This window comes from Roseivivax sp. (assembly GCF_054552075.1).
In genome coordinates this window covers 155728-177843 of the sequence record NZ_JBTOLZ010000003.1, presented here as the reverse complement: position 1 = coordinate 177843, position 22116 = coordinate 155728, and the positions used below count along the sequence as shown (strand labels likewise).

The following is a 22116-nucleotide window of genomic DNA, read 5'->3' as shown; positions in this document are numbered from 1 at the left end:
ATCCGCAAATCAACCCAAGCGCGACGCGGCTTTATGGACTTCCGGCACCGCCGGGCCTAGAGCTTTGCCCATGAGCGCCCCCGACACGCGGTTTCTCGACCGCAGCACCCCGCCGCATCTTGCCACGCTGATCCTGCTTTCGGGCGTCTCGGCCTCGGCGATGAACATCTTCCTGCCGAGCCTGCCGCGGATGGTCGAGTATTTCGACACCGAATACCGGCTGATCCAGCTGTCCGTGGCGGTCTATCTCGCGGTCAACGCCATCCTGCAGATCTTCGTCGGCCCGATCTCCGACAAGATCGGCCGCCGCCCGGTGATCCTCGGCGGCATCGCGATCTTCTGCCTGGCCACGCTCGGCTGCCTGATCTCGACCAATGTCTATGTCTTCCTGGTCTTCCGCATGATGCAGGCGGCCATCGTGACCGCCATGGTGCTGAGCCGCGCGGTGGTGCGCGACATGGTCCCCCAGGACCGCGCCGCCTCGATGATCGGCTATGTCACCATGGGCATGGCGGTGGTGCCGATGATCGGCCCGGCGATCGGCGGCGTGCTCGACGAGCTCTTCGGCTGGCAGGCCAACTTCTGGCTGCTGCTGGCGCTGGGGCTCGCGATCTTCTGGCTGACCTGGCGCGATCTGGGCGAGACCGCGCGCCCCTCGGGGCTGACGCTGATCCAGCAGTTCCGCGAATACCCCGAGCTTTTCGCCTCGCCGCGCTTCTGGGGCTACGCCATGGCCGCGGGCATGTCGTCGGGGGCCTTCTTCTCCTATCTCGGCGGCGCGCCCTTCGTCGGCACCGAGGTCTTCGGCCTCAGCCCCGCCTGGCTCGGCATCTATTTCGGCGCCCCGGCGGTCGGCTATTTCCTCGGCAATTTCGCCTCGGGGCGCTTCTCCACCCGCTTCGGGGTCAACCGCATGGTGCTGGCCGGCGCGCTGATCAACGGCGCGGGCATCCTGATCTCCATGCTGGTCTTCCTGATGGGCTGGGGCTCGGCGCTGAGCTTCTTCGGCTTCATGTGTTTCGTGGGCCTCGGCAACGGCATGACCATCCCCAACGGCACCGCCGGCGCGCTTTCGGTCCGCCCGCACCTCGCGGGCACCGCCTCGGGGCTCGCCGGCGCCATCATGATCGGCCTCGGCGCGGCGCTCTCGGCGCTCGCGGGGATGCTTTTGCAGCCCGGAACCGGGCCCTGGCCGCTCCTCTGGCTGCAGCTCGTCACCGCGATCTTCGGCGTGCTGGCGATCCTCGTGGTGATCCGCCGCGAACGCCAGATCGCGAGGCTGGACCCGGCCTGAGCAATTTGCAAACTTGGCGGCGAAAGCTGCAAAGGCGCAAATCATGGCCCAACAGAAACTCTACGCCGGGGCGAAGCTGCGCGACCTGCGCACCCGCCTGGCGCTGACACAGCGCGACTTCGCGGCCAAGCTCGGGGTCTCGCTGCCCTATCTGAACCAGATGGAGAACAACAACCGCCCGGTCTCCACCACGGTGGTGCTGGCGCTGGCGCAGGAGTTCGGCTTCGACGTCACCGAGCTTGGCCGCGGCGATGCCGAGCGGCTGATCACCGACATGCGCGAGGCGCTCGCCGACCCGGTCTTCGCCGATGCCCCGCCGCTCGCCGACCTGCGGCTGACCGCGGCCAATGCACCGGGGCTCGCGCGCGCCTTCCTCGAGCTGCACCGCGCCTACCGCCAGACCCACGAGCGGCTGGCCTCGCTCGACGAGGCGCTGGGGCGCGAGGACGCCCGGCTCGCCCCCTCCCCCTGGGAGGAGGTGCGCGACTTCTTCCACTACTGCGACAATTACATCGACGCCGTGGACCGCGCGGCGGAGCATTTCGCCCGCCGCCTCGCCGAGCGCGAGGACCCGCGCCGGGCGCTGATCGCCCATCTCGCGGGCCAGGGCATCGAGACCCGCTTCGAGGACAGCGCACCGCTCCGCCGCTACGACGCGCGGGGGCGATGCCTGACGCTGAACGCGCTCGCCCCCTTCGAGACGCAGGTCTTCCAGATGCTCCTGCAGATCGCGCTGAACGACCAGGACCCGCTTCTCGAGGCGACGCTCGACCTCGCGCGCTTCCAGTCCGAGGAGGCCCGCGCCATCGCCAAGATCGGCCTGGCGAATTATTTCGCCGGCGCCGCGCTGATGCCTTATACCGCCTTTCTCACCGCCGCCCAGGAGGTGCGCCACGACCTCGAGCTTCTGGCCGCGCGCTTCCATGCCTCGATCGAACAGGTGGCGCATCGGCTCTCGACGCTGCAGCGCCCCGGCGCCAAGGGCATCCCCTTCTTCTTCGTGCGCGTCGACCAGGCCGGCACGATCACCAAGCGCCATTCCGCGACCCGGCTGCAATTCGCGCGCTACGGCGGCGCCTGCCCGCTCTGGAACGTGCACCGTGCCTTCGAGACCCCGGGCCGCTTCCTGCGCCAGCTGGCCGAGACGCCGGACGGGGTGCGCTACATCAGCCTGGCGCGCGACGTCTCGAAACCCGGCGGCAGCTTCGGCGCGCCGGTCCGCCGCTACGCCATCGCGCTCGGCTGCGAGGTCACCCATGCGGGCGCGCTGACCTATGCCGACGGGCTCGACCTCAGCCGCACCGACACCTTCGAGCCGATCGGCATCTCCTGCCGCATCTGCGAGCGCCGCGACTGCCACCAGCGCTCGGTCCCGCCGCTCGAACGCCGCCTGCATATCGCCCCCGACGAACGCGGCCTGCTGCCCTACAGCGTCGAGTGAGGCGCCCCCCTTCTCCTCCCGTTGCCCGCAGCACCAACCACCCAAGCCCGACCGCCCCAACCCCAGGCGCAGCCACACCTGCTTCAGCTTGGTCAAAATACCTCGGGAGCGCGAGGGCAGAGCCCTCGCACACCCGCGCCTTCCACCCGCGCAAACGTCTGATTTTTATGGTAAAACGCCCCAAAGCGACCCAGAGAACCCCGCGCGCCGTTACTCCTCCGAGACCACCGGATAGTCCCGCGCCAGCCCCGCGATGACCGCGCGGTCCGCATCGCAAAGCGCCCCTCGCCCCCAGGGCCTCAGCCGCGCGCGCACCGCGGAGAGAAGCGCCTCTTCCTGCCCCGGCGCCCAGGCATAGCCCGCGCGCCGCGCGTCGGCCTCGAAATCCCCCGGGCGCCCGGGCTCGGGCCAGACCGCCAGCCCGCGCCGCGCCAGCCGGCGCCAGTCGAAGCGCGGGCCGGGGTCGATCTTGCGCCCCACCGCCATGTCGGAATGGCCGATCACTCGCGCGGGCGCGATCTCCCAGCGGCTCAGGATCTCCGCCAGAAGCCGCTCCAGCGCCGCCATCTGCGGCTCGGGAAAGGGCTGCGCGCCGGTATTGGCCAGCTCGATCCCGATCGAACGGGAGTTCATGTCGGTGATCGCGCCCCATCGGCCCGCGCCCGCGTGCCAGGCGCGCAGCGCCTCCTCGACGAGCTGCCAGCCGCGCCCGTCCTCGGCCAGGACGTAATGCGCCGAGACCTGCGCCTCGGGCAGGCAGAGCCGCTTGACCGCCGCCTCGGCGCTGGTCATGGCGGTGTAATGCAGGACGACGTGATCGGGCCGCGCGCCCTCGCGGCGCGGCCCGGAGTTGGGCGAGGTCAGCCGCTCGATTCTCAGCCCCCGCGGACCGAGGAGCGGAAGACCTCGGGGTTCCAGCCGCAGGCGAAGCCGTCGCCGTCGGCGTCCAGCCCCTCGCGGTCGCGCTCGGGCCCGCCCGCGGCCAGGAAGGCCTCCTGCGCGAGGTCCGCCGAGGCATAGGCCCGGCAGTTCCGCGCCTCCTTGTCCTTCGAGGAGAAGGGCCCGCGGCGATAGAGCGGCTGGCCCACGGCATTGTCGGTCTGCAGCGCATAGGCCACGATGTTCGGCCCTTCGTTGCCCTGCCGCTGCGGCACGGCGCCGGGCTGGACGACCTCGTATTGCGCGCGGTTCTGCGCGATCAGCGCGGCGTCCTGCTCGATCGAGCGTTCGTCGGAGACCGCGTCGAAGTCCTGTTCGTCCGAAATGCCGGCGGCATTGCTGACCTGCTGCGGCGGCGGGTTCGAGGGCGAGGCATTGACCGGATCGACGCCGGAGTTCTGCTCGCGCGCGAGCGCCCGGGCGGCCATGTCGGCCACGTCACCCTCTGCGCCGCCGTCCTCGCCCGAGCCGCCGTCCAGCGGCTGGCTCTCGACCTCGGCGGGCGCCGACATGGCCCCGCCCTCGAGCTCGGCGTCGACCGCCGCGCGGCGATTGTCGTCATAGGCGTCGAAGCCCACGCCCGCGCCGCTGTCGGGGATCGAGGGCGCGCAGGCCGAAAGCGAGACCAGCGCCGCGGGGATCAGGATGTGAAAGCGCATCACGCGCACCTCCGAATGCATTCGTTGCCGGCCGTTACCACCAGCGCTCGGGCTTTGCCACGAAGCCCGCCGCGCGCTCGAGCGCATAGGCGGTATTCAGCAGATCGCCCTCTTCCCAGGGGCGCCCGATGAGCTGCAGCCCAAGCGGCAGGCCCTGCCGGTCGGTGCCCGCCGGGACCGAAACGCCCGGAAGCCCCGCGAGGTTCACCGTCACGGTGAACACATCGTTGAGATACATCTTGACCGGGTCGGCGTCCTGCATCTCGCCCAGGCCAAAGGCCGCCGAGGGGGTGGCCGGCGTCAGGATCGCGTCGACACCCTGGGCGAAGACCTCCTCGAAGTCGCGCTTGATCAGCGTGCGGACCTTGCGGGCGCGGTTGTAATAGGCGTCGTAGAAGCCCGCCGAGAGCACATAGGTGCCGACCATGACGCGGCGCTGGACCTCGTGGCCGAAGCCCTCGGCGCGGGTCTTCTCGTACATCTCGGTGATGCCGTCGCCCTGCGCCAGCTGGGCGCGGCGGCCGTAGCGCACCCCGTCGTAGCGCGCGAGGTTCGAGGAGGCCTCCGCGGGGGCGATCACGTAATAGGTCGGCAGCGCGTATTTCGTGTGCGGCAGCGAGATGTCGACCACCTTGGCGCCGGCATCCTCGAGCATCTTGCGGCCCTCGGCCCAGAGCGCCTCGATCTCCTCGGGCATGCCGTCGAGCCGGTATTCGCGCGGAATGCCGATGGTCTTGCCCTTGATGTCGCCGGTCAGCATGGCCTCGAAGTCCGGCACGGCCTGTTCGGACGAGGTGCTGTCCTTGGGGTCGTGCCCGGCCATGGCCTGCAGCATGATCGCCGCGTCGCGCACGTCCTTGGTCATCGGCCCGGCCTGGTCGAGCGAGGAGGCGAAGGCGATGATGCCCCAGCGCGAGACCCGGCCATAGGTCGGCTTCAGCCCGGTGATCCCGGTGAAGGCCGCGGGCTGGCGGATCGAGCCGCCGGTGTCGGTGCCGGTCGCGGCGAGGCAGAGATCGGCCGCCACCGCCGAGGCCGAGCCGCCCGAGGAGCCGCCCGGCGTCAGCGCCTGCTCGCCCGCCTTCCAGGGGTTGACCGCGTTGCCATAGGTCGAGGTTTCGTTCGAGGAGCCCATGGCGAACTCGTCCATGTTGAGCTTGCCCAGCATCACCGCGCCGGCCTCGAAGAGCTGCCGGGTCACGGTCGATTCATACTCCGGGCGGAAGCCCTCGAGGATGCGGCTCGCGGCCTGGCTGTCGACGCCCTCGGTGCAGAACAGGTCCTTGATGCCCAGGGGGATGCCGGTCATCGCCGCAGACTCGCCCGCCTGGATGCGCGCATCGGCGGCCTCAGCCATCTCGCGGGCGCGCTCGGGCGTCTTGTGCACGAAGGCCCCGAGCGCATCGGCGCCCTCGATTTCCGCGAGGCAGGCCTCGGTCAGCTCCAGGGAGGTGACCTCGCCCTTCTTCAGCGCGTCGCGCGCCTCGGCGATCTTCAGTTTGCTCAGCTCGCTCATCTCGCTGCCCCTTCCCGACCGCTTATTCGACGACCTTCGGCACCGCGAAGAAGCCTTCGCGGGCGTCGGGCGCATTCTTGAGCACCCGCTCGGGCTGGCCGCCCTCGGTCACCGCGTCGGCGCGGCGCTTGAGCCGCATCGGCGTGACCGAGACCATGGGCTCGACGCCCTCGACATCGACCTCGGACAATTGCTCGATGAAGCCCAGGATGGTGTTGAACTCCTGGGCGAGCTCGGGAAGCCGCTCTTCCTCGACCCGGATGCGGGCAAGCTTGGCGACGTGTTTGGCCGTTTCTTGATCGATCGACATCGGGCAGGGCCTCTCAAATCGGGTGCATGTGGATCTGGCCCCCGCCTTTATCGCCCGTCCCTTCCGCCCGCAAGCCGCCCGCGCCCCCAAGGCCCGAGGTTTCCCCCGGCGCGCCCCGCCCCCTTGGCCTGACCGGGCCCCAAATACTCCGGGAGCGCGAGGGCAGAGCTCTCGCTCCGGCCGGGCGGGCCTCAATGGCCCGGCCGGACGGATGGCCAGCCCGAACCTCAAGACCAAAAGCACAGACCCATAACACCCGTCCCCCCGCCCCTGGCCTGACCGGGCCTCAAATACTCCGGGAGCGCGAGGGCAGAGCCCTCGCTCCGGCCGGGCGGGCCTCAATGGCCCGGCCGGACGGAAAACCACCCCCCCCTCGTCACCCCCGCAAGAGATGCTAGGCTCCCGCCAAACCACCCCGGACCACCCCGGTCCCAGACACGTAGGAGAGGGAAATGAAACTCACCTGGCTCGGACATGCCTCCTTCCGGCTCGAGATTGGCGGCAAGGTGCTGCTGATCGACCCCTGGCTTGCGGGCAACCCCAGCTTTCCCGACGACCGCCGCGCCGAGGCGGTTGCCGGGGCCAGCCATATCCTCCTGACCCACGGCCATTTCGACCATGCCTCCGAGGTCGTGGACCTCGCGCGCGAACTGAAGGCGCAGGTTGTCGGCCAGTTCGACCTGATGAATTTCTGGGGCGAGCGCGAGGGGCTCGACACGCTGGGCTTCAACAAGGGCGGCACGGTGGATCTCGACGGCGTGAAGATCACCATGGTGCATGCGGTGCACAGCTCGACCATGCCGGGCGAGGGCGTGCTGCAATCGGCGGGCTCGGAATGCGGCTACATGATCGAGGCCGAGGGCCGGGTGATCTACCTCTCGGGCGACACCGACGTCATGGCCGACATGAAGGTCTTCAACGACCTGCACGCCCCGGAGATCGGCATCCTCTGCGCCGGCGGGCATTTCACCATGGACATTAAGCGCGCGGCCTATGCGGCCAAGACCTTCTTCGACTTCAAGACGGTGATCCCCTGCCATTACAAGACCTTCCCGCTTCTTGAGCAATCTGCCGAGGCGCTGGTCGAGGCGCTGCCGGGGGTGGATGTGATCGAGCCCGAGGTGATGCGCGCGATCGAGCTTTGAGCTAGGCGAGTGGCAGGCGCACCCTGCCCGCGGACAAAGGCAACGCCCCGTCGGTTTCGGCGGGGCGTTGGTATTCGCGCGGTGCGCCCAAGCGCACCCACCCCGGCACTCTGCGCCTTTCAGGGCTCCAGCCACCCCACCCCAAACCGACACGCTCCCTCTCCCCGCCAGCCCTTCCCCTCGCTCACCGCTCTCGTCTAGGCTCGCACCCAGAAAACGCGGCAGGGACAGCGGCAGGATGGCCGGAACAGGCAGCGACCCCGACCGGGTCAATCTTCTCATCGTGGGCCAGGAGGGCCGGCTCGGCTACGAGGCCGCGCTCTTTGCGCTCTCGCTCAATGCCCGCACCACCGGCACACGCTTCCGGCTCTTCGTGGCCGAACCGCAGCCGGGGCCGCTCTGGCCCGATGATCCGCGCATCAAGGAGCCCGCGCTGCGCGAGCTGATCGAGGCCCAGGGCGCGACCTTCCTGCCCTTCGAGAGCCGCCACTTCGGCGCCGATTACCCCTATGGCAACAAGATCGAGGCGCTTTTCGCCCTGCCACCGGACGAGCCCTTCGTCTTCTTCGACACCGACACGCTGGTGACCGGCGACCTCGCGCGGGTGCCCTTCGATTTCACCCGGCCCTCGGCCTCGCTCCGGCGCGAGGGCACCTGGCCGGTGATCGAGCTTTACGGGCCGGGCTATACCGCCACCTGGAAAAGCCTCTACGACCGCTTCGGGCTCGACTTCGAAAGCTCGCTCGACAGGGGCCAGCCGGACGAGCACTGGCGGCGCTACCTCTATTTCAACGCGGGCTTCTTCTACTACGCCGCCGCCCGGCCCTTCGCCGAGCGTTTCCTCGAGACCGCGCTGTCGATCCGCGACGACCCGCCGGCGGAGCTGGTCTGCCAGAGCCTCGACCCCTGGCTCGACCAGGTGGCGCTGCCCCTGGTGATCCACGGGCTCGGCGGCGGGCGCGACACGCTGGAGCCCGGCTGGCTCGACGGCGAGACCACCTGCCACTACCGGCTCCTGCCGCTCCTTTACGCCCGCGAACCCGACTACGTGGTCGAGACGCTGGAAGAGATCACCGCGCCCAACAAGGTGAAGAAGGTGCTCAAGGGCTCCGAGCCGATCAAGCGCATGGTCTACCAGGGCCGCGGCGCCAAGGTGCGCGCGCTCTTCGACCGGGACGACCTGCCGCGCAAGGAACAGGCGATCCGCAACCGCATCAAGAAGCACGGCTTCTGGATGCGCTAGGACCCAAAGCACCTTCCCTGTTCCGGGCAGTTCCCCTAGCGTCGGGGCCAACCCAGACGAGGAGGGATTTCCATGAGCGATTACGGGTTCGACACGCTATTGATCCACGCCGGCGCCCGGCCCGACCCGGCCACCGGCGCGCGGCAGACGCCGATCTACCAGACCACGGCCTATGTCTTCCGCGACGCCGACCACGCGGCGGCGCTCTTCAACCTGCAGGAGGTGGGCTTCATCTACTCGCGGCTGACCAACCCCACGGTCGCCGTCCTGCAGGAGAAGATGGCCACCCTCGAGGGCGGCGCCGGGGCGGTCTGCTGCTCCTCGGGCCATGCGGCGCAGATCATGGCGCTGTTCCCGCTCATGGGGCCGGGCAAGAACGTGGTGGTCTCGACCCGGCTCTACGGCGGCTCGGTCACCCAGTTCAGCCAGACCATCCGGCGCTTCGGCTGGTCGGCGACCTTCGTCGATTTCGACGACATGGCGGCGGTCGAGGCGGCCATCGACGAGGACACCCGCGCGATCTTTTGCGAATCGATCGCCAACCCGGGCGGCTATATCACCGACCTCGACGCCGCCGCGAAAGTGGCCGACAAGGCGGGCCTGCCCTTGATCGTCGACAACACCTCGGCCACCCCCTATCTCTGCCGCCCGATCGAGCATGGCGCCACGCTGGTGGTGCATTCCATGACCAAGTTCCTGACCGGCAACGGCACGGTCACCGGCGGCTGCGTGGTCGACTCAGGGAAATTCGACTGGTCGGCCTCGGGCAAGTTCCCCTCGCTCAGCGAGCCCGAGCCCGCCTATCACGGGCTGAAGTTCCACGAGACCTTCGGGCCCCTGGCCTTCACCTTCCACGGCATCGCCGTTGGGCTGCGCGACCTCGGCATGACGCTGAACCCGCAGGCGGCGCATTACACGCTCCTGGGTATCGAGACGCTGTCGCTGCGGATGAAGAAACACGTCGAGAACGCCGAGCGCGTGGCCTCCTGGCTCGAGGGCCATGACGCCGTGGCGGCGGTGACCTACGCGGGCCTGCCCTCCTCGCCCTACCACGACCGGGTGGCGCAGATCTGCCCCAAGGGCGCGGGCGGGCTCTTCACGGTGACGCTGAAGGGCGGCTACGCGGCCTGCGTGAAGCTCGTCGACAGCCTCGAGCTCTTCAGCCATGTCGCCAACCTCGGCGACACCCGCAGCCTGGTGATCCATTCCGCCTCGACCACCCACCGCCAGCTCACCGAGGAGCAGCAGAAGGCCGCGGGCGCCGCGCCGGACGTGGTGCGGATCTCGATCGGGATCGAGGACGCCGAGGACCTGATCCGCGACCTCGACCAGGCGTTGGCCAAGGCCACGGGCTAAGCGCGGCCCGTCCGCGCAGGGCGCGACATATCCAGAACCGAAACGGGCGGCCCCGAGGGGCCGCCCGTTTCATGTCCTGCGCGCGGGGGGCCGCAAGGGCCCGCGCGCTCCGCCGGATCAAGGTCGATCAGGAGGAGGCGGCGTAGATCTTGTCGATGTTCGATCCCAGCGCGCGGCGGAACTCGAGGTCCGACTGGTCCTTCGAGAGCCCCTCGGTCAGCGCGCGGCTGAAGCTCGCGATCATCTTGGGGTTCTTCGAAAGCCGCTCGCAGGCCTCGTCGGTCGAATAGCCGCCCGAAAGCGCCACCACGCGCAGCACCCGGGGATGATCGGCCAGCGCGTCGTAGAAGCCGGGCTCGGTCGGGATCGTCAGCTTCAGCATGACGTCCTGGTCCTCGGACAGCTCGGAGAGCCCCGAGAGAATCTCGTCGCGCAGCATGGCCTCGGCCTCGGCCTTGGTCTCGGAATGGATGTCGACCTCGGGCTCGAGGATCGGCACCAGCCCCGCCGCCATGACCTGGCGGCCGATCTCGAACTGCTGGGTCACGATCTTGGCGATGCCACCCGCGTCGGCGTGCTTGATGACCGAGCGTTCCTTGGTCCCGAAGATACCGTAGCCGCGCGCCTCCTTCAGCAGGTCGTCGAGCCCCGGCATGGGCTTCATCAGCTGCACGCCCTCGGCCTCGTCCTCGAGGCCCTTGTCGATCTTCAGGAAGGGCACCACGCCGCGTGCGCTCCAGAGCGCCTCCGAGGTGGGCCGGTCCTCGACCTCGCCGCGCATGGTCTTCTCGAAGAGGATGGCGCCGAGGATCTTGTCGCCGGTGAACTCGGGCGCGGTGATGATCCGGGCGCGCATGGCGTGGATCTCGGCGAACATCTCGTCCTCGCCGTCATAGGCGCTTTCCTCGACGCCGTAGAGGCGCAGCGCCTTGGGGGTCGAACCGCCCGACTGGTCGAGCGCGGCGATGAAGCCGGCGCCCTCGCCCATGCGGGTCTTCTGTTCCTGGAAGGTGCTGTCGTTCCGTGCCATCCGCATCCTCGCATCTTTCGGAATTTATCTGGTGATAGCCGGAAGCCGCCCGGGAAGATAGATGCGCGCCCAGGAGGTTAGCGCTAAAACTGGGGGCGCGCCCGGGCGTCCCGTGGCGTCAGCCGCAGGTGGATGCCGTCGCGGGCACGCACGGTCAGATGCGCCACCGGCTCGGGCAGGCGGCCGGCGACCGGGGTGATCTCGAAGTCCCGCGCGATCAGCGACAGCAGGAGCGGCCCCTCGACCATGGCAAAGCCCGCCCCGGTGCAGACCCGCGCCCCGGCGGAGAAGGGAATATAGGCCTCGCGCGTGCAGGCCTTGCCGTTCTCGGTGCCCCAGCGGGCGGGGTCGAAGTCGTCCGGCGCCTCCCAGAGCCGCTCGTGGCGGTGCAGGTGCCAGGGGCTGAGGACCAGCTGGGAGCCCTTGGCGATCTCGCGGTCGCGGAAGCGCTCCGGGCAGCTCGCCTCGCGCACGATCATCGGCACCGGCGGATAAAGGCGCAGCGTCTCGCGGAAGACGTCGCGGCTGACCTTCAGGCGCGAGACATCGGCGAAATCGCCGGTCAGCGCATGGGCCTCCTCGGCGAGCCGCGCCTGCCACTCGGGATGCGTGGCCAGCAGATACAGCGCCCAGGCCAGGGCCGAGGCCGAGGTCTCGTGCCCGGCCAGGAAGAAGATCGCCACCTGGTCGACCATCTCGGCGGGGGTGAAGGTCTCTCCGGTCTCGGGGTCGCGGGTGGTCATGATCTTGGTGGCAAGGTCGTCCGGCGCGGTGCCCGCCTCGATCTCGGCCTGCCGCGCCTCGCAGAGCCCGGTGATCAGCGCCCGGATCCGCCGGGCCGCGGCCTTGGTGTCGCGCCGGAAGAAGCGCGGCAGGAAGCGCAGCCGCGGCAGGAAGGCCGCGAGGTTCAGGATCGGCTGGCTGCGCTGGTAGGCGCGGAACTCCTCGAAAACCGCCTGGGCGGTCTGATCCTCGATCGGGATCGAGAAAAGCGTGCGGAAGATCACGTCGGCGGCGGCATGGCTGGTCTCGGCCTCGATCTCGAGCGGCGCGCCGCTGCGCGCCTCAAGCCGCGCCAGCATGGCCTGCCCCGCCGCCCACATCGGCGCCCAGGTGTCGCGCAGCCGCCCGCCCTCGAAGGCCGGGTCGATGATCCGCCGCTGCCGCTCCCAGGTGGCGCCATTGGTCAGGAAGACGCTTTCGCCCAGGAGCGGGCGCAGCCCCGCGCCGATGCGGTCGGACTTCGGGAAGTCGCGGGGGCGATCCTTCAGGACCAGCTTCACCAGCTCGGGCTGGTTCAGCAGGTAGGAGCGGAAGAAAGGCGTGCGGAACTCGGCCATCCAGGCGCGGTAAAGCCGCGCCGGCTGGGCCGAGAGGATGTCGGCGCGAAAGAGCTTGGCGTAACGCCAGAGCGAGACGCGCGCCGGGCGCGAGGGCGGCTTCGGCGGCCTCATGCCGCCATGGAGGTGAATTTCGACACCGCCGCGTCGATCCGGCTCATCGAGGGCGGCCGGTCGGCGTAGCGGCTGGCCAGGCTCACCGGCCCGGCGGTGATCTTGAAGTAGTCGTAATCGAGCGGTCGGTCGAAGGCGCAGAGATACTGGAAATGCAGCCGGAAGAAGCGCCAGCGCAGGGCGCGCCAGCGCTCGGCGCTGAGCGAGCGGGTGAACTGCGCCGAGAAGACCAAGGGCCAGCGCTTGCCCTCGGGCGCCACGCCCGAGACCGAGACCGGATCGCAAAGCGCGAAGGCGCAGCCGTCGCCCGGCGCGGTGACATCGACCCAGGTCAGCTCGTCCCGGGCGGCCAGGTAGTGCAGATCGGCGCGCAGCCGGTGCGCATCCGGCAGGAAGGAGACCATGGGCACCACCTGCCCCAGCGACAGGAACGCCAGGCGCGGGCCGTCCTTGGGCACGCGCCCTGCGCGGATGAGGTCCGCCAGGACCGAGACGCCGAGATGCGCGCCCGAGGAATGGCCGACCACCAGCACCTCGTCGGCATGGCTGTCGAGCGCCCCGGCGATGGCCTCGCCGAACTCCGCCAGCCGCGCCTCGAGGTCGGGCGGCGTGGCGCCGCGGTGGCGCGCGGAATAGGAATAATCGTGCATCAGGTAATAGGCGAAGAACTTGCCGTCCTGGCGCTTGAACCAGCGCAAAAGCGCCACGGCGAGCGCCAGCCCGGCCAGCGCGCCGATCAGCGTCGCCAGAAGCCCGGGCCCCGGCAGCAGCATCTGCGCGCCGCGCAGGATGCCCCAGCCCGCCAGCACCGCGATCAGCGCCTGCAGGAGCAGCATCCCGATCGGATAGAGCGCCGCGATCACCGGCCCCTTGCGCAGCCGCATCAGCCGCCAAAGCGCGCCCGAGCCGATATAGGCCCAGGCGGTGCGCACAAGGTTCAGATAGGTCGCGGGGATCGAGTCGGACATGCTGCTGCGCACGATGTCGGACCAGACCAGCACCTCGATGTCGGTGCCGGTGACCTCGCCGTCGAAATCGCTGTCGACATGCCAGCCGTAGGGGCCGTCCGTGGTCTTGGGCCGCAGCGTGATCCCGTAACCCGAGATCGCCGCCTGGGCCGCGCCCTCCTTGCGGTAGAGCTCGCGGTAGCGGCGCGGATGGATCGGGTCGTAGCCGGGGATATAGAACACCCGCCGGCGGCGCACCTCCTGTCCGGTCAAAGCCATGGCTCCACTCCTCTCGCCCAAGGGGGAGGCTAGCCCGGCTTTCCGGCAGGTTTAAGGCGAATTTCGGGACAGTTCCGGCGCCTGTGGCGCGATTGTCCCCGTGCTGTCCGGGGGCACGGCGGTGTGGCCCGCACGCGGGGCCTCAGCCCAGCAGCGCCAGCGCCGGGAAGGTCTCGAGCAGCCAGAAGGAGAAGGCGGTGAAGGCCCCGGTCACCAGCGCCAGGCCCACGGCCACCAGAAGCCCGCCCATGATCCGCTCGATCAGCGTCATATGCCGCTTCATCCGGTTCATCAGCCCCATCGCGCGGGTCAGGAAAAGCGCGGCCAAGAGGAAGGGAATGCCGAGGCCCGCCGCGTAGACGCCGAGAAGCGCCGCGCCCCGGCTCGCATCGGCCTCGGAGGCCGCCAGCGACAGGATCGCGCCCAGCTGCGGGCCGATGCAGGGGGTCCAGCCGAAGGCGAAGGCGAGCCCGAGGATATAGGCGCCAAAGGCCGAGCCGCCGCGCTCGCCAACCTCGAAACGCGCCTCGCGGTCGAGGAAGGGGATGCGGAAGACGCCCAGAAAGTGCAGCCCGAAGACGATCACCACCACGCCCGAGATACGCGCCAGAAGCACCTGGTTCTGCAGGAACAGCGTGCCGAGCCAGGAGGCTGTGAAGCCCAGCAGAATGAAGACCGTCGAGAGCCCCAGCACGAAGAACAGCGCCGCGAGGCCCGCCTTGCGCCGGGCCGCGCCCGCGCCCTCCTGCATCTCGGAGATGCTGACGCCCGACATGAAGGCCAGGTAGGGCGGCACGATGGGCAGGACGCAGGGGCTGAGGAAGGACAGCCCGCCCGCCAGCAGCGCCACGAACATGGCCGGCATCAGGCCCGCGTCGATGATCTCGATTCCGAACATGCCCCCTGCCTAAGCCATCGCGCGGGCACCGTCACCCAGCGGGGCTCTCACATGCGCGTGGCGATGGTGAAACAATCTGGCGCAGCCCGGCGCGGCGGCGGGCGCTGGACAGCGCCTGGGCCTCCGATTAGGCAGCGGATATGGATCACGAGCTCGATGCCCGGGGCCTTTTGTGCCCCCTGCCCGTCCTGAAGACCCGCAAGCGCCTCTCGGCGCTGGAGGCCGGGGCGCGCATCCACGTGATGACCGACGATCCGGCAGCGGTCGTGGACATGCCGCATTACTGCACCGAGAGCGGCCACGCGCTGGTCGAACGCCGCGAGGACGGCGCGGTGATGCACTGGGTGATCGAGAAGCGGTGAGGGCTGTGGGGCGGCGGGTGTCGTGGCGGTTTGGCTGAAGCGCTGACGGCTCTAGGTCGGCGGGCCGTGCACCCACTATTCCCGAGACTTCTGTTGCCGAGCAATGGAGTGCGCCTTTCGTCCGCGCAGGTCGCAGGTCGAAGGTCGAAGGGTCCGCTGGCGCTTCACGCGCCACTAACCGCCTTTTCTAAGAAAACCTGACAGCCGTTTGCGCGACGCACTTATCGGCGCGCAATCTTCTGCGTTCAACACCTGCCCCCCGCAAAAGAAAAGCGGCGGATGTCGCTCTGACACCCGCCGCTCTCAATCTGCAAAGTCGGAGAGATTACCGACCGAGGTTCCACCAGCCGCGCCGCTTGGGCTTGGGCTTGTCGTCCTCGGCGCCGCTGCCGGTCTCGGCGGGCTCGAGCGGACGCTCGGCCTCGGGTTCCGGCGCGGGCTCGGCGACCGGGGCTTCCGGCTCGGGCGTCACCGCCACCTCGGGCTCGGGCGCGGGCTCCGCCGCAACCTCGGGCGTCACCTCGGTGGCGGGATCTGCCGCCGTCTCGGTGCCGGTCTCGGTCGCCTCGGGCTCGGGTGCCGCCGGGGTCTCCTCGATCTTCTGATCGACCGGGGCCGCCGCGGGTTCCTCGGAAGGCTGGGCCTCCGCCGCCTCGTCCGAGGCTTCCTCGGCCAGCTCCGGGGTCGGCTTCTTGCGCGACCGCGAGCGGGTGCTGCGCTTGGGCTTCGGCGCGGGCTCCGCCTCGGCCTCGGCCTCGGCCGGCGCGGCTTCTGCGGCCTCACCTTCACCCTCGACCGCCGGGGTCTCGGCGGCCTCGGCAGGCTCGGGCTTCTTGCGCGAACGCGAGCTGCGGCTGCGGGTGGGCTTCTTCTTCGGCGTCTCCTCTTCGGCTGCCGGGGCGGGCGTCTCGCCGCCTTCGGTCACCTCGGAGGATGCGGGGGCCGTCTCGGCCTCGGTCGGAGCGGGTGTGCCCTCGGCCTCGGCGCCCTCGGCGGGCGTCTCCGCCGCGGCGTCCTCGCCGTTGCCGTTGCCGTTCTGCTCACCGTTGCCCTCGCCCTTGCCGGACTTCTTCGACCGGCGGCGGCGGCGGCGCTTCTTCTTGGGCTTCTGGTCGCCCTCGCCCTCCTCGGAGGCACCCGGCGCCGGGGGCGCCTCGGCGGGATCCGGCGCGGCGGCGGCTTCCGCCTCGGCCTCGGCCTCCGCGGCGGCATCGGCGTCGGCGTCGATCGCGGCCATGATGGCGTTATCCGCCGAGACCACGGGGCTCGTCGCCTCGGGCACCGCGCGCGAGGCGGTCTTGAACTTCTCGAGCGAGAAGTCCGGCGAGACCAGCGAGGGGTCGCCCTCGATCTGCACGGCCATGCCGTAGCGCAGCTCGATCCCGGCGATATGCTCGCGCTTCTGGTTCATCAGGAAGTTGGCGATGCCGACGGGGCATTTCACCAGCACCTCGCGCGAGCGGCGGCGGGTGCCCTCCTCCTCGATCTGGCGCAGGATCTGCAGCGCCATGTTGTCGTCCGAGCGGATCAGCCCGGTGCCGTGGCAGGCCGGGCACGGCTGGGTCGTCGCCTCGATCATGCCGGGGCGCAGACGCTGGCGCGACATCTCCAGAAGGCCGAAGCCCGAGATCCGGCCCACCTGGATGCGGGCGCGGTCGGTCTTGAGCTTCTCCTTGAGCTTCTTCTCCACGGCGGCGTTGTTCTTGCGCTCGTCCATGTCGATGAAGTCGATCACGATCAGACCCGCGAGGTCGCGCAGACGCAGCTGGCGGGCCACCTCCTCGGCGGCCTCGAGGTTGGTCTTCAGCGCGGTCTCCTCGATCGAGCCTTCCTTGGTGGCCCGGCCGGAGTTCACGTCGATCGCCACCAGCGCCTCGGTCACGCCGATCACGATGTAGCCGCCCGACTTCAGCTGAACCGTCGGGTTGAACATCGAGGACAGGTAGGACTCGACCTGGTAGCGCGCGAAGAGCGGCATCGGGTCGACGTAGTGTTTCACGTTCTTGGCATGGGACGGCATGATCATCTTCATGAAGTCCTTGGCGATGCGGTAGCCGCGGTCGCCCTCGACATGCACCTCGTCGATGTCGCGGTTGTAGAGGTCGCGGATCGACCGTTTGATCAGGTCGCCTTCCTCGTAGATCTTCGCCGGCGCGATCGATTGCAGGGTCAGCTCGCGGATCTGCTCCCAGAGGCGCTGCAGGTATTCGTAGTCGCGCTTGATCTCGGTCTTGGTGCGCTTGGCGCCCGCGGTGCGGATGATCAGCCCCGCGCCCTTCGGCACGTCGATCTGGCCCGCGATCTCCTTGAGCTTGGAGCGGTCCGCGGCATTGGTGATCTTGCGGCTGATGCCGCCGCCGCGCGCGGTGTTGGGCATGAGCACGCAGTAGCGGCCCGCCAGCGACAGATAGGTGGTCAGCGCCGCGCCCTTGTTGCCGCGCTCTTCCTTGACGACCTGCACCAGGAGGATCTGGCGGACCTTGATCACTTCCTGGATCTTGTAGCGCCGGGTGCGCGACTTGCGCGCCGGGCGAATGTCTTCCTCGGTGTCGTCGTCGGCGACGGATTCGATCGAGTCGTCGTCGGCCTTGGCCGCGCGGGCGCCCTCGTCGGCGTCGTCGTCGCTGTCCCCGGAGGCCTCGGAGCCGCCGCTGCCGGCGGGCTCGTCCTCGCCCTCGGAAGGATCGGCGACCGGGGTCTCGCCAACGGTCTCCATCGGCGAGAGGCCCTCGCCCTCGGCGCCGGCCTCGCCTTCGTCCTCGTCGAGGTCGATGGTCTCCATGCCGGCGGGGCCGGCCTCGGTCGAGGTCACCTTGTCGCCGGTCTCGGCGCTTTCCGCCTCGGTCTTGCGGCGCGAGCGCGACCGCGAGCGGCGCTTGGGCTTCTGTTCTTCCTCGGCCTCGGCGCGGGCCTGGGCCTCTTCCTCTTCCATCAGGGCCTGACGGTCGGCGACCGGGATCTGATAGTAGTCGGGATGGATTTCCGAGAAGGCCAGGAAGCCGTGGCGGTTGCCGCCGTAGTCGACGAAGGCCGCCTGCAGCGAGGGTTCGACCCGGGTTACCTTTGCGAGATAGATATTGCCGGCGAGCTGCCGCTTCTTCTCAGACTCGAAGTCGAATTCCTCGACCTTGTTTCCGTCGACCACCACGACGCGGGTTTCCTCCGCGTGGGTGGCGTCGATGAGCATCTTCTTTGCCATAGTGTCCGTCTGCACGGGGCCAGCCCGCCGGCCCGACCGGGCGGGCAGGCAGACCCTCGTGTTTCTTTGCTGGGCGAGACGCGGAGATGGGGGTCAGCGGCGGCCGCATGGCGGCCCGGTCCCGTCTGCCTCTCAATCGTGGCGCGCGTCATCGCATTCGGTCTCCAACGCGGAGCACGCTCGACTTCAGATGCCAAGGGCGACCGCGTCAACGAAAAGTCCGGCGCTGCGTGTGGCTCGGACGAGGTGGGGTGGCCCGAAGGCCGCATCGGTCCGTCGGGGCGGTGCGGTCGGAAGGCGCAATTGCGGCGGCCTTCGTCGCGGACACCTGCCCGTCTCGGCGAATTCGGGGCCGGAACGCGTTCCGGCAGTCCGCTCACCTTACGCTGGGAAGACGGGAAAACACAATGCCGAAAAACGCGGCTCCACATGCGCCCCGCGGGCCTGGCACGGCCCTAGCCCGCGTTGCGCAACCGCTTGAAAAGACTGGAAGTATCCCAGCGCCCGCCGCCCATCTTCTGCACGTCCTTGTAGAATTGATCCACAAGCGCGGTGACCGGCAGGGAGGCGCCGATCTCGTCGCCGGTCTTGAGGCAGATGCCCAGGTCCTTGCGCATCCAGTCGACCGCGAAGCCATGTTCGAAGTGATCCTCGAGCATGGTCTCGTAGCGGTTCTGCATCTGCCAGGAGCCCGCGGCGCCCTGGCTGATGACCTCGACCACGGCGCGACCGTCGAGGCCCGACTTCTCGGCGAAATGCAGCGCCTCGGAGAGCCCCTGCACAAGCCCCGCGATGGCGATCTGGTTGCACATCTTGGTCATCTGCCCGGCGCCGCTCTCGCCGATGCGGCGGCAGAGCTTGGCATAGACCTCCATCACCGGCAGCGCGCGGTCGAAGGCCGCCTGGTCGCCGCCGCACATGATCGAGAGCTGGCCGTTCTCGGCGCCCGCCTGGCCGCCCGAGATCGGCGCGTCGACGAAGGCCACGCCGCGCTCCTTGGCGGCGGCGTAAAGCTCGGCGGTGACCTCGGCCGAGACGGTGGTGTGATCGACGAAGACCGCGCCTTCGGACATGCCGGCGAAGGCGCCCTCCTCGCCCAGGCAGACCGCGCGCAGGTCGTCGTCATTGCCGACGCAGGCCATCACGAAGTCCTGGCCCTGGGCCGCCTCGCGCGGGGTCTTCTTGGCCTGGCCGCCGTGTTCCTTGGCCCAGGCCTCGGCCTTGGCGCCGGTGCGGTTGTAGACCGTGACCGCGTGCCCCTTGGCCTGCAGGTGCCCGGCCATCGGATACCCCATGACGCCCAGTCCCAGAAATGCGCAATTGGCCATGATCCTACTCCCTCATCTCGATGTCGTTACGTCCGTTTGTGACCGCAGGCCGGTACACTTGGCAATGCATGTCATTGGGTTTAGTCCCGAAAGCCAGGCGCGCCAATGGCGCGAGGACTGCCCCGTGGAGGATCGATGCGCGTTCTGTTCCGTTGGCTCGTCAGGCTCGTGAGCCTCGGCATCCTCTTGTCGGTGCTGGCCGTGGCGGTGGTCTACTACCTGGGCTCGCGCTCGCTGCCGGACTACGACAAGCGCCTCGAGGTCGCCGGGCTCGAGGCCCCGCTCGAGATCGTGCGCGACAATTCCAACGTGCCCCACATCATGGCCGAGGCCGATGCCGACGCCTTCTTCGGGCTGGGCTATGCCCATGCCCAGGACCGGCTCTGGCAGATGATGCTGCTGCGGCGCACCGCGCAGGGGCGGCTCTCGGAGCTGTTCGGCGCCCGCACGGTGGAGACCGACAAGCTCCTGCGGCGGCTCGATCTCTACACGCTCGCCCGGCAGAGCGTCTCGGCCCAGGATGCCCGCGCCAGCGAGGCGCTCAGCGCCTATGCGGCAGGCGTCAACGCACGGATCGACGAGATCAACCAGGAGAGCTTGGGCCGCGGCGCGCCGGAGTTCTTCCTCTTCGGGGCACAGATCGCGCCCTGGCAGCCGGCGGATTCCATCGCCATCGTGAAGATCATGGCGCTGCAGCTCTCGGGGCATCTGTCCGAAGAGGTGCTGCGCGCGCGGACCTCGCTGGCGCTCGAGGACACCGACCGGCTGGCCGACATCCTGCCCGACATCCCGGGCTCGGGTGTGGCGGCGCTGCCGGAGTACGCGAACCTCGCGCCCGGCGCGCCGCAATACGCCCGCTCCGAGGCCGCTAAGGGGGCGCTCTGGCCGGTGCCCGCGCGCGGGCTCGCCGGGGCTTCCAACGCCTGGGCGGCGGATGTCTCGCGCTCGGCCTCGGGCGGGACGCTTCTGGCCAATGACCCGCACCTGGGCTTCTCGGCACCGGCGATCTGGTATCTCGCGCGGATGCAGCTTTCGACTGGCGGCGTGATCGGCGGCACGATCCCCGGCATCCCCGCGATCATGGCGGGCCGCTCGGAGCGGCTGGGCTGGGGCATCACCTCGTCTTATCTCGACGACCAGGACCTGCACCTGGAGAAGCTGAACCCCGACAACCCCGAGGAATACCAGGGCGTCGACGGCTGGCAGCGCTTCCGCACCAAGCGTTCGATCATCGAGATCAAGGACGCCGCCCCGGTCACCGTGACCCTGCGCTGGACCGAGAACGGCCCGGTCTTGCCCGGCACCCAGTTCGACCTCGGCGCGATCACGCCGCCGGGGCATGTCATGTCGCTCTCCTGGACGGCGCTGTCGCCGCAGGACACCTCGATCACCGCGGCGGTGAACACCATGTTCGCGGGCACCATCGACGAGGCACTGGCGGCGGGCGAGGATTACATCGCCCCCTCGCAGAACCTGACCGTCGCCGATTCCGAGCGGGTCGCCATGAAGCTCGTCGGCGCCATGCCGCGCCGCGACGCCGATCACCAGAGCCAGGGCCGCCTGCCCGCCCCCGGCTGGATCGAGGCCAACCGCTGGCAGGGCCGCCTGCCCTATGCCCGCAACCCCGAGTTCACCGACCCCGCGGGCGGCATCGTCGGCAATACCAACAATAAGGTCATCGACCGGCCCTTCCCCAACCATGTCAGCTTCGAATGGGGCGACAGCCAGCGGGTGCGCCGCTGGCGTGCGCTGATGCAGGGCCGCGAGGTGCACACCCGCGACAGCTTCATCGAGTTCCAGCTCGACACCGTTTCCGAGGCCGCCCGGACCCTGCTGCCGCTGATCGGCGCGGACCTCTGGTTCACCGGCGAGGCCGCGCCCGAGGGCACGCCCGAGCGCCGCCGGCGCATGGCGCTGGACCTGCTGGCGGAATGGAACGGCGAGATGAACGAGCATCTGCCCGAGCCCCTGATCTACGCCGCCTGGCTGCGCTTCCTGCAGGACCGGCTGATCCGCGACGACCTGGGGCCCTTGGCCGAGGAATACACCCGCGTCGAGCCGCTCTTCATCGAGCGGGTCTTCCGCGACGTCGGTGGCGCCTCGGCCTGGTGCGACATCAAGCGCTCGGCCGCCGAGGAAAGCTGCACCGACATCGCGCGGCTGGCGCTCGACGACGCGCTGGTCTGGCTCGAGGAGACCTATGGCACCACGCTCGCCTCGCTGCGCTGGGGCACCGCGCATGAGGCGGTGCACGAACACCAGGTCCTGGGCGAGGTGCCGGTGCTGCGGTATTTCGTGAACATCCGCCAGTCGACCAGCGGCGGCGATTTCACCCTGCAGCGCGGGGCGACCAAGGGCACCCTGCCGAACCCCTTCATGAACGTGCACGGCGCGGGCTACCGCGGGGTCTATGATTTCGCCGATCCCGACAGTTCGGTCTTCATCATCTCGACGGGGCAGTCGGGGCACTTCCTGTCGCGGCATTACGACAACCTCGGCCAGCTCTGGCGGCGCGGGGAATATATCCCGATGTCGCTCGACCCCGAGCTCGCCCGCGCCGCCGCCGTGGGCGTGACGGAGATGACGCCGGTGGAGTGACGGGGGGTGTTGCCGGGCGCGTTTTCTTGCGCCCGAACAGCACCGAAGGTGCCGGGCGCGCGCTGTCTTGCGCCCGAATAGCACCGAAGGTGCCGGGCGCGCGCCGGACCGGCCCGAT

Annotated in this window: 17 protein-coding genes; 7 read left to right on the top strand and 10 right to left on the bottom strand. The window is 69.4% G+C overall.

All coding sequences use genetic code 11. The features are described 5' to 3' along the window. The first annotated feature begins 70 nt into the window (after positions 1-70). Positions 71-1294, top strand: a complete 1224-nt coding sequence (locus tag ACX938_RS03560; protein WP_232754972.1) for a multidrug effflux MFS transporter — start codon at positions 71-73, stop codon at positions 1292-1294. Between the two features lie 43 nt (positions 1295-1337). Further along, positions 1338-2735 carry a helix-turn-helix domain-containing protein gene (locus ACX938_RS03555; RefSeq protein WP_459430006.1) on the top strand — a complete coding sequence of 466 codons (1398 nt, stop codon included), beginning with the start codon at positions 1338-1340 and terminating at the stop codon, positions 2733-2735. A 210-nt stretch (positions 2736-2945) separates the two neighbouring features. Here the strand turns inward: ACX938_RS03555 and ACX938_RS03550 are convergent, their stop codons facing one another. The 4 genes from ACX938_RS03550 to gatC are packed head-to-tail and all read right to left on the bottom strand — an operon-like array spanning position 2946 to position 6159. Beyond that, positions 2946-3599, bottom strand: a complete 654-nt coding sequence (locus ACX938_RS03550) for an N-acetylmuramoyl-L-alanine amidase (RefSeq protein WP_459430067.1) — start codon at positions 3597-3599, stop codon at positions 2946-2948. A gap of 11 nt (positions 3600-3610) precedes the next feature. After that, positions 3611-4333, bottom strand: coding sequence for a hypothetical protein (locus tag ACX938_RS03545; RefSeq protein ID WP_459430005.1), 723 nt, complete (start codon positions 4331-4333; stop codon positions 3611-3613). A 34-nt stretch (positions 4334-4367) separates the two neighbouring features. Next, positions 4368-5849, bottom strand: coding sequence for an Asp-tRNA(Asn)/Glu-tRNA(Gln) amidotransferase subunit GatA (gene gatA, locus ACX938_RS03540; protein WP_459430004.1), 1482 nt, complete (start codon positions 5847-5849; stop codon positions 4368-4370). Positions 5850-5871: 22 nt separating this feature from the next. Continuing rightward, positions 5872-6159 (bottom strand): Asp-tRNA(Asn)/Glu-tRNA(Gln) amidotransferase subunit GatC, encoded by a 288-nt coding sequence (gene gatC, locus ACX938_RS03535; RefSeq protein ID WP_232754967.1) that lies wholly within the window; start codon positions 6157-6159, stop codon positions 5872-5874. A 452-nt stretch (positions 6160-6611) separates the two neighbouring features. Here gatC and ACX938_RS03530 point away from each other — a divergent pair, with 452 nt between their 5' ends. From ACX938_RS03530 to ACX938_RS03520, 3 genes are all read left to right on the top strand, one after another. Further along, entirely contained in the window at positions 6612-7304 is a 693-nt protein-coding gene (locus ACX938_RS03530) for a metal-dependent hydrolase (RefSeq protein ID WP_459430003.1), read from the top strand. 238 nt (positions 7305-7542) lie between these two features. Next, the gene (locus ACX938_RS03525) at positions 7543-8547 is read left to right on the top strand and encodes a hypothetical protein (RefSeq protein ID WP_459430002.1); all 1005 of its coding nucleotides are present in this window, start codon (positions 7543-7545) and stop codon (positions 8545-8547) included. 72 nt (positions 8548-8619) lie between these two features. Further along, entirely contained in the window at positions 8620-9903 is a 1284-nt protein-coding gene (locus ACX938_RS03520) for an O-acetylhomoserine aminocarboxypropyltransferase/cysteine synthase family protein (protein ID WP_459430001.1), read from the top strand. Positions 9904-10030: 127 nt separating this feature from the next. On the opposite strand, the gene ACX938_RS03515 is transcribed toward ACX938_RS03520, so the two are convergent. The 4 genes from ACX938_RS03515 to ACX938_RS03500 all read right to left on the bottom strand — a co-directional run bounded on the left by ACX938_RS03515 (position 10031) and on the right by ACX938_RS03500 (position 14511). Then, positions 10031-10933 carry a fructose bisphosphate aldolase gene (locus tag ACX938_RS03515; protein ID WP_459430000.1) on the bottom strand — a complete coding sequence of 301 codons (903 nt, stop codon included), beginning with the start codon at positions 10931-10933 and terminating at the stop codon, positions 10031-10033. 83 nt (positions 10934-11016) lie between these two features. Further along, positions 11017-12387 carry a cytochrome P450 gene (locus tag ACX938_RS03510; protein WP_459429999.1) on the bottom strand — a complete coding sequence of 457 codons (1371 nt, stop codon included), beginning with the start codon at positions 12385-12387 and terminating at the stop codon, positions 11017-11019. Beyond that, positions 12384-13613 carry a hypothetical protein gene (locus ACX938_RS03505; RefSeq protein ID WP_459429998.1) on the bottom strand — a complete coding sequence of 410 codons (1230 nt, stop codon included), beginning with the start codon at positions 13611-13613 and terminating at the stop codon, positions 12384-12386. The genes ACX938_RS03510 and ACX938_RS03505 overlap by 4 nt, the downstream gene beginning before the upstream one ends. Positions 13614-13755: 142 nt before the next feature. Then, positions 13756-14511, bottom strand: coding sequence for a cytochrome c biogenesis CcdA family protein (locus ACX938_RS03500; protein WP_232754960.1), 756 nt, complete (start codon positions 14509-14511; stop codon positions 13756-13758). A gap of 140 nt (positions 14512-14651) precedes the next feature. Here ACX938_RS03500 and ACX938_RS03495 point away from each other — a divergent pair, with 140 nt between their 5' ends. Continuing rightward, complete coding sequence (locus ACX938_RS03495; protein WP_232754959.1) at positions 14652-14873, top strand: sulfurtransferase TusA family protein; 222 nt, start codon at positions 14652-14654, stop codon at positions 14871-14873. A 325-nt stretch (positions 14874-15198) separates the two neighbouring features. Here ACX938_RS03495 and ACX938_RS03490 read toward each other — a convergent pair whose 3' ends face one another. Continuing rightward, complete coding sequence (locus tag ACX938_RS03490; protein WP_459429997.1) at positions 15199-18072, bottom strand: Rne/Rng family ribonuclease; 2874 nt, start codon at positions 18070-18072, stop codon at positions 15199-15201. A 455-nt stretch (positions 18073-18527) separates the two neighbouring features. Then, positions 18528-19400 (bottom strand): NAD(P)-dependent oxidoreductase, encoded by an 873-nt coding sequence (locus ACX938_RS03485; protein ID WP_232754957.1) that lies wholly within the window; start codon positions 19398-19400, stop codon positions 18528-18530. Positions 19401-19535: 135 nt separating this feature from the next. On the opposite strand from ACX938_RS03485, the gene ACX938_RS03480 reads away from it, so the two are divergent. Continuing rightward, on the top strand, positions 19536-21998 hold the full coding sequence (locus ACX938_RS03480; RefSeq protein WP_459429996.1) for a penicillin acylase family protein: 2463 nt from the start codon (positions 19536-19538) through the stop codon (positions 21996-21998). The last annotated feature ends 118 nt before the right edge of the window (positions 21999-22116 follow it).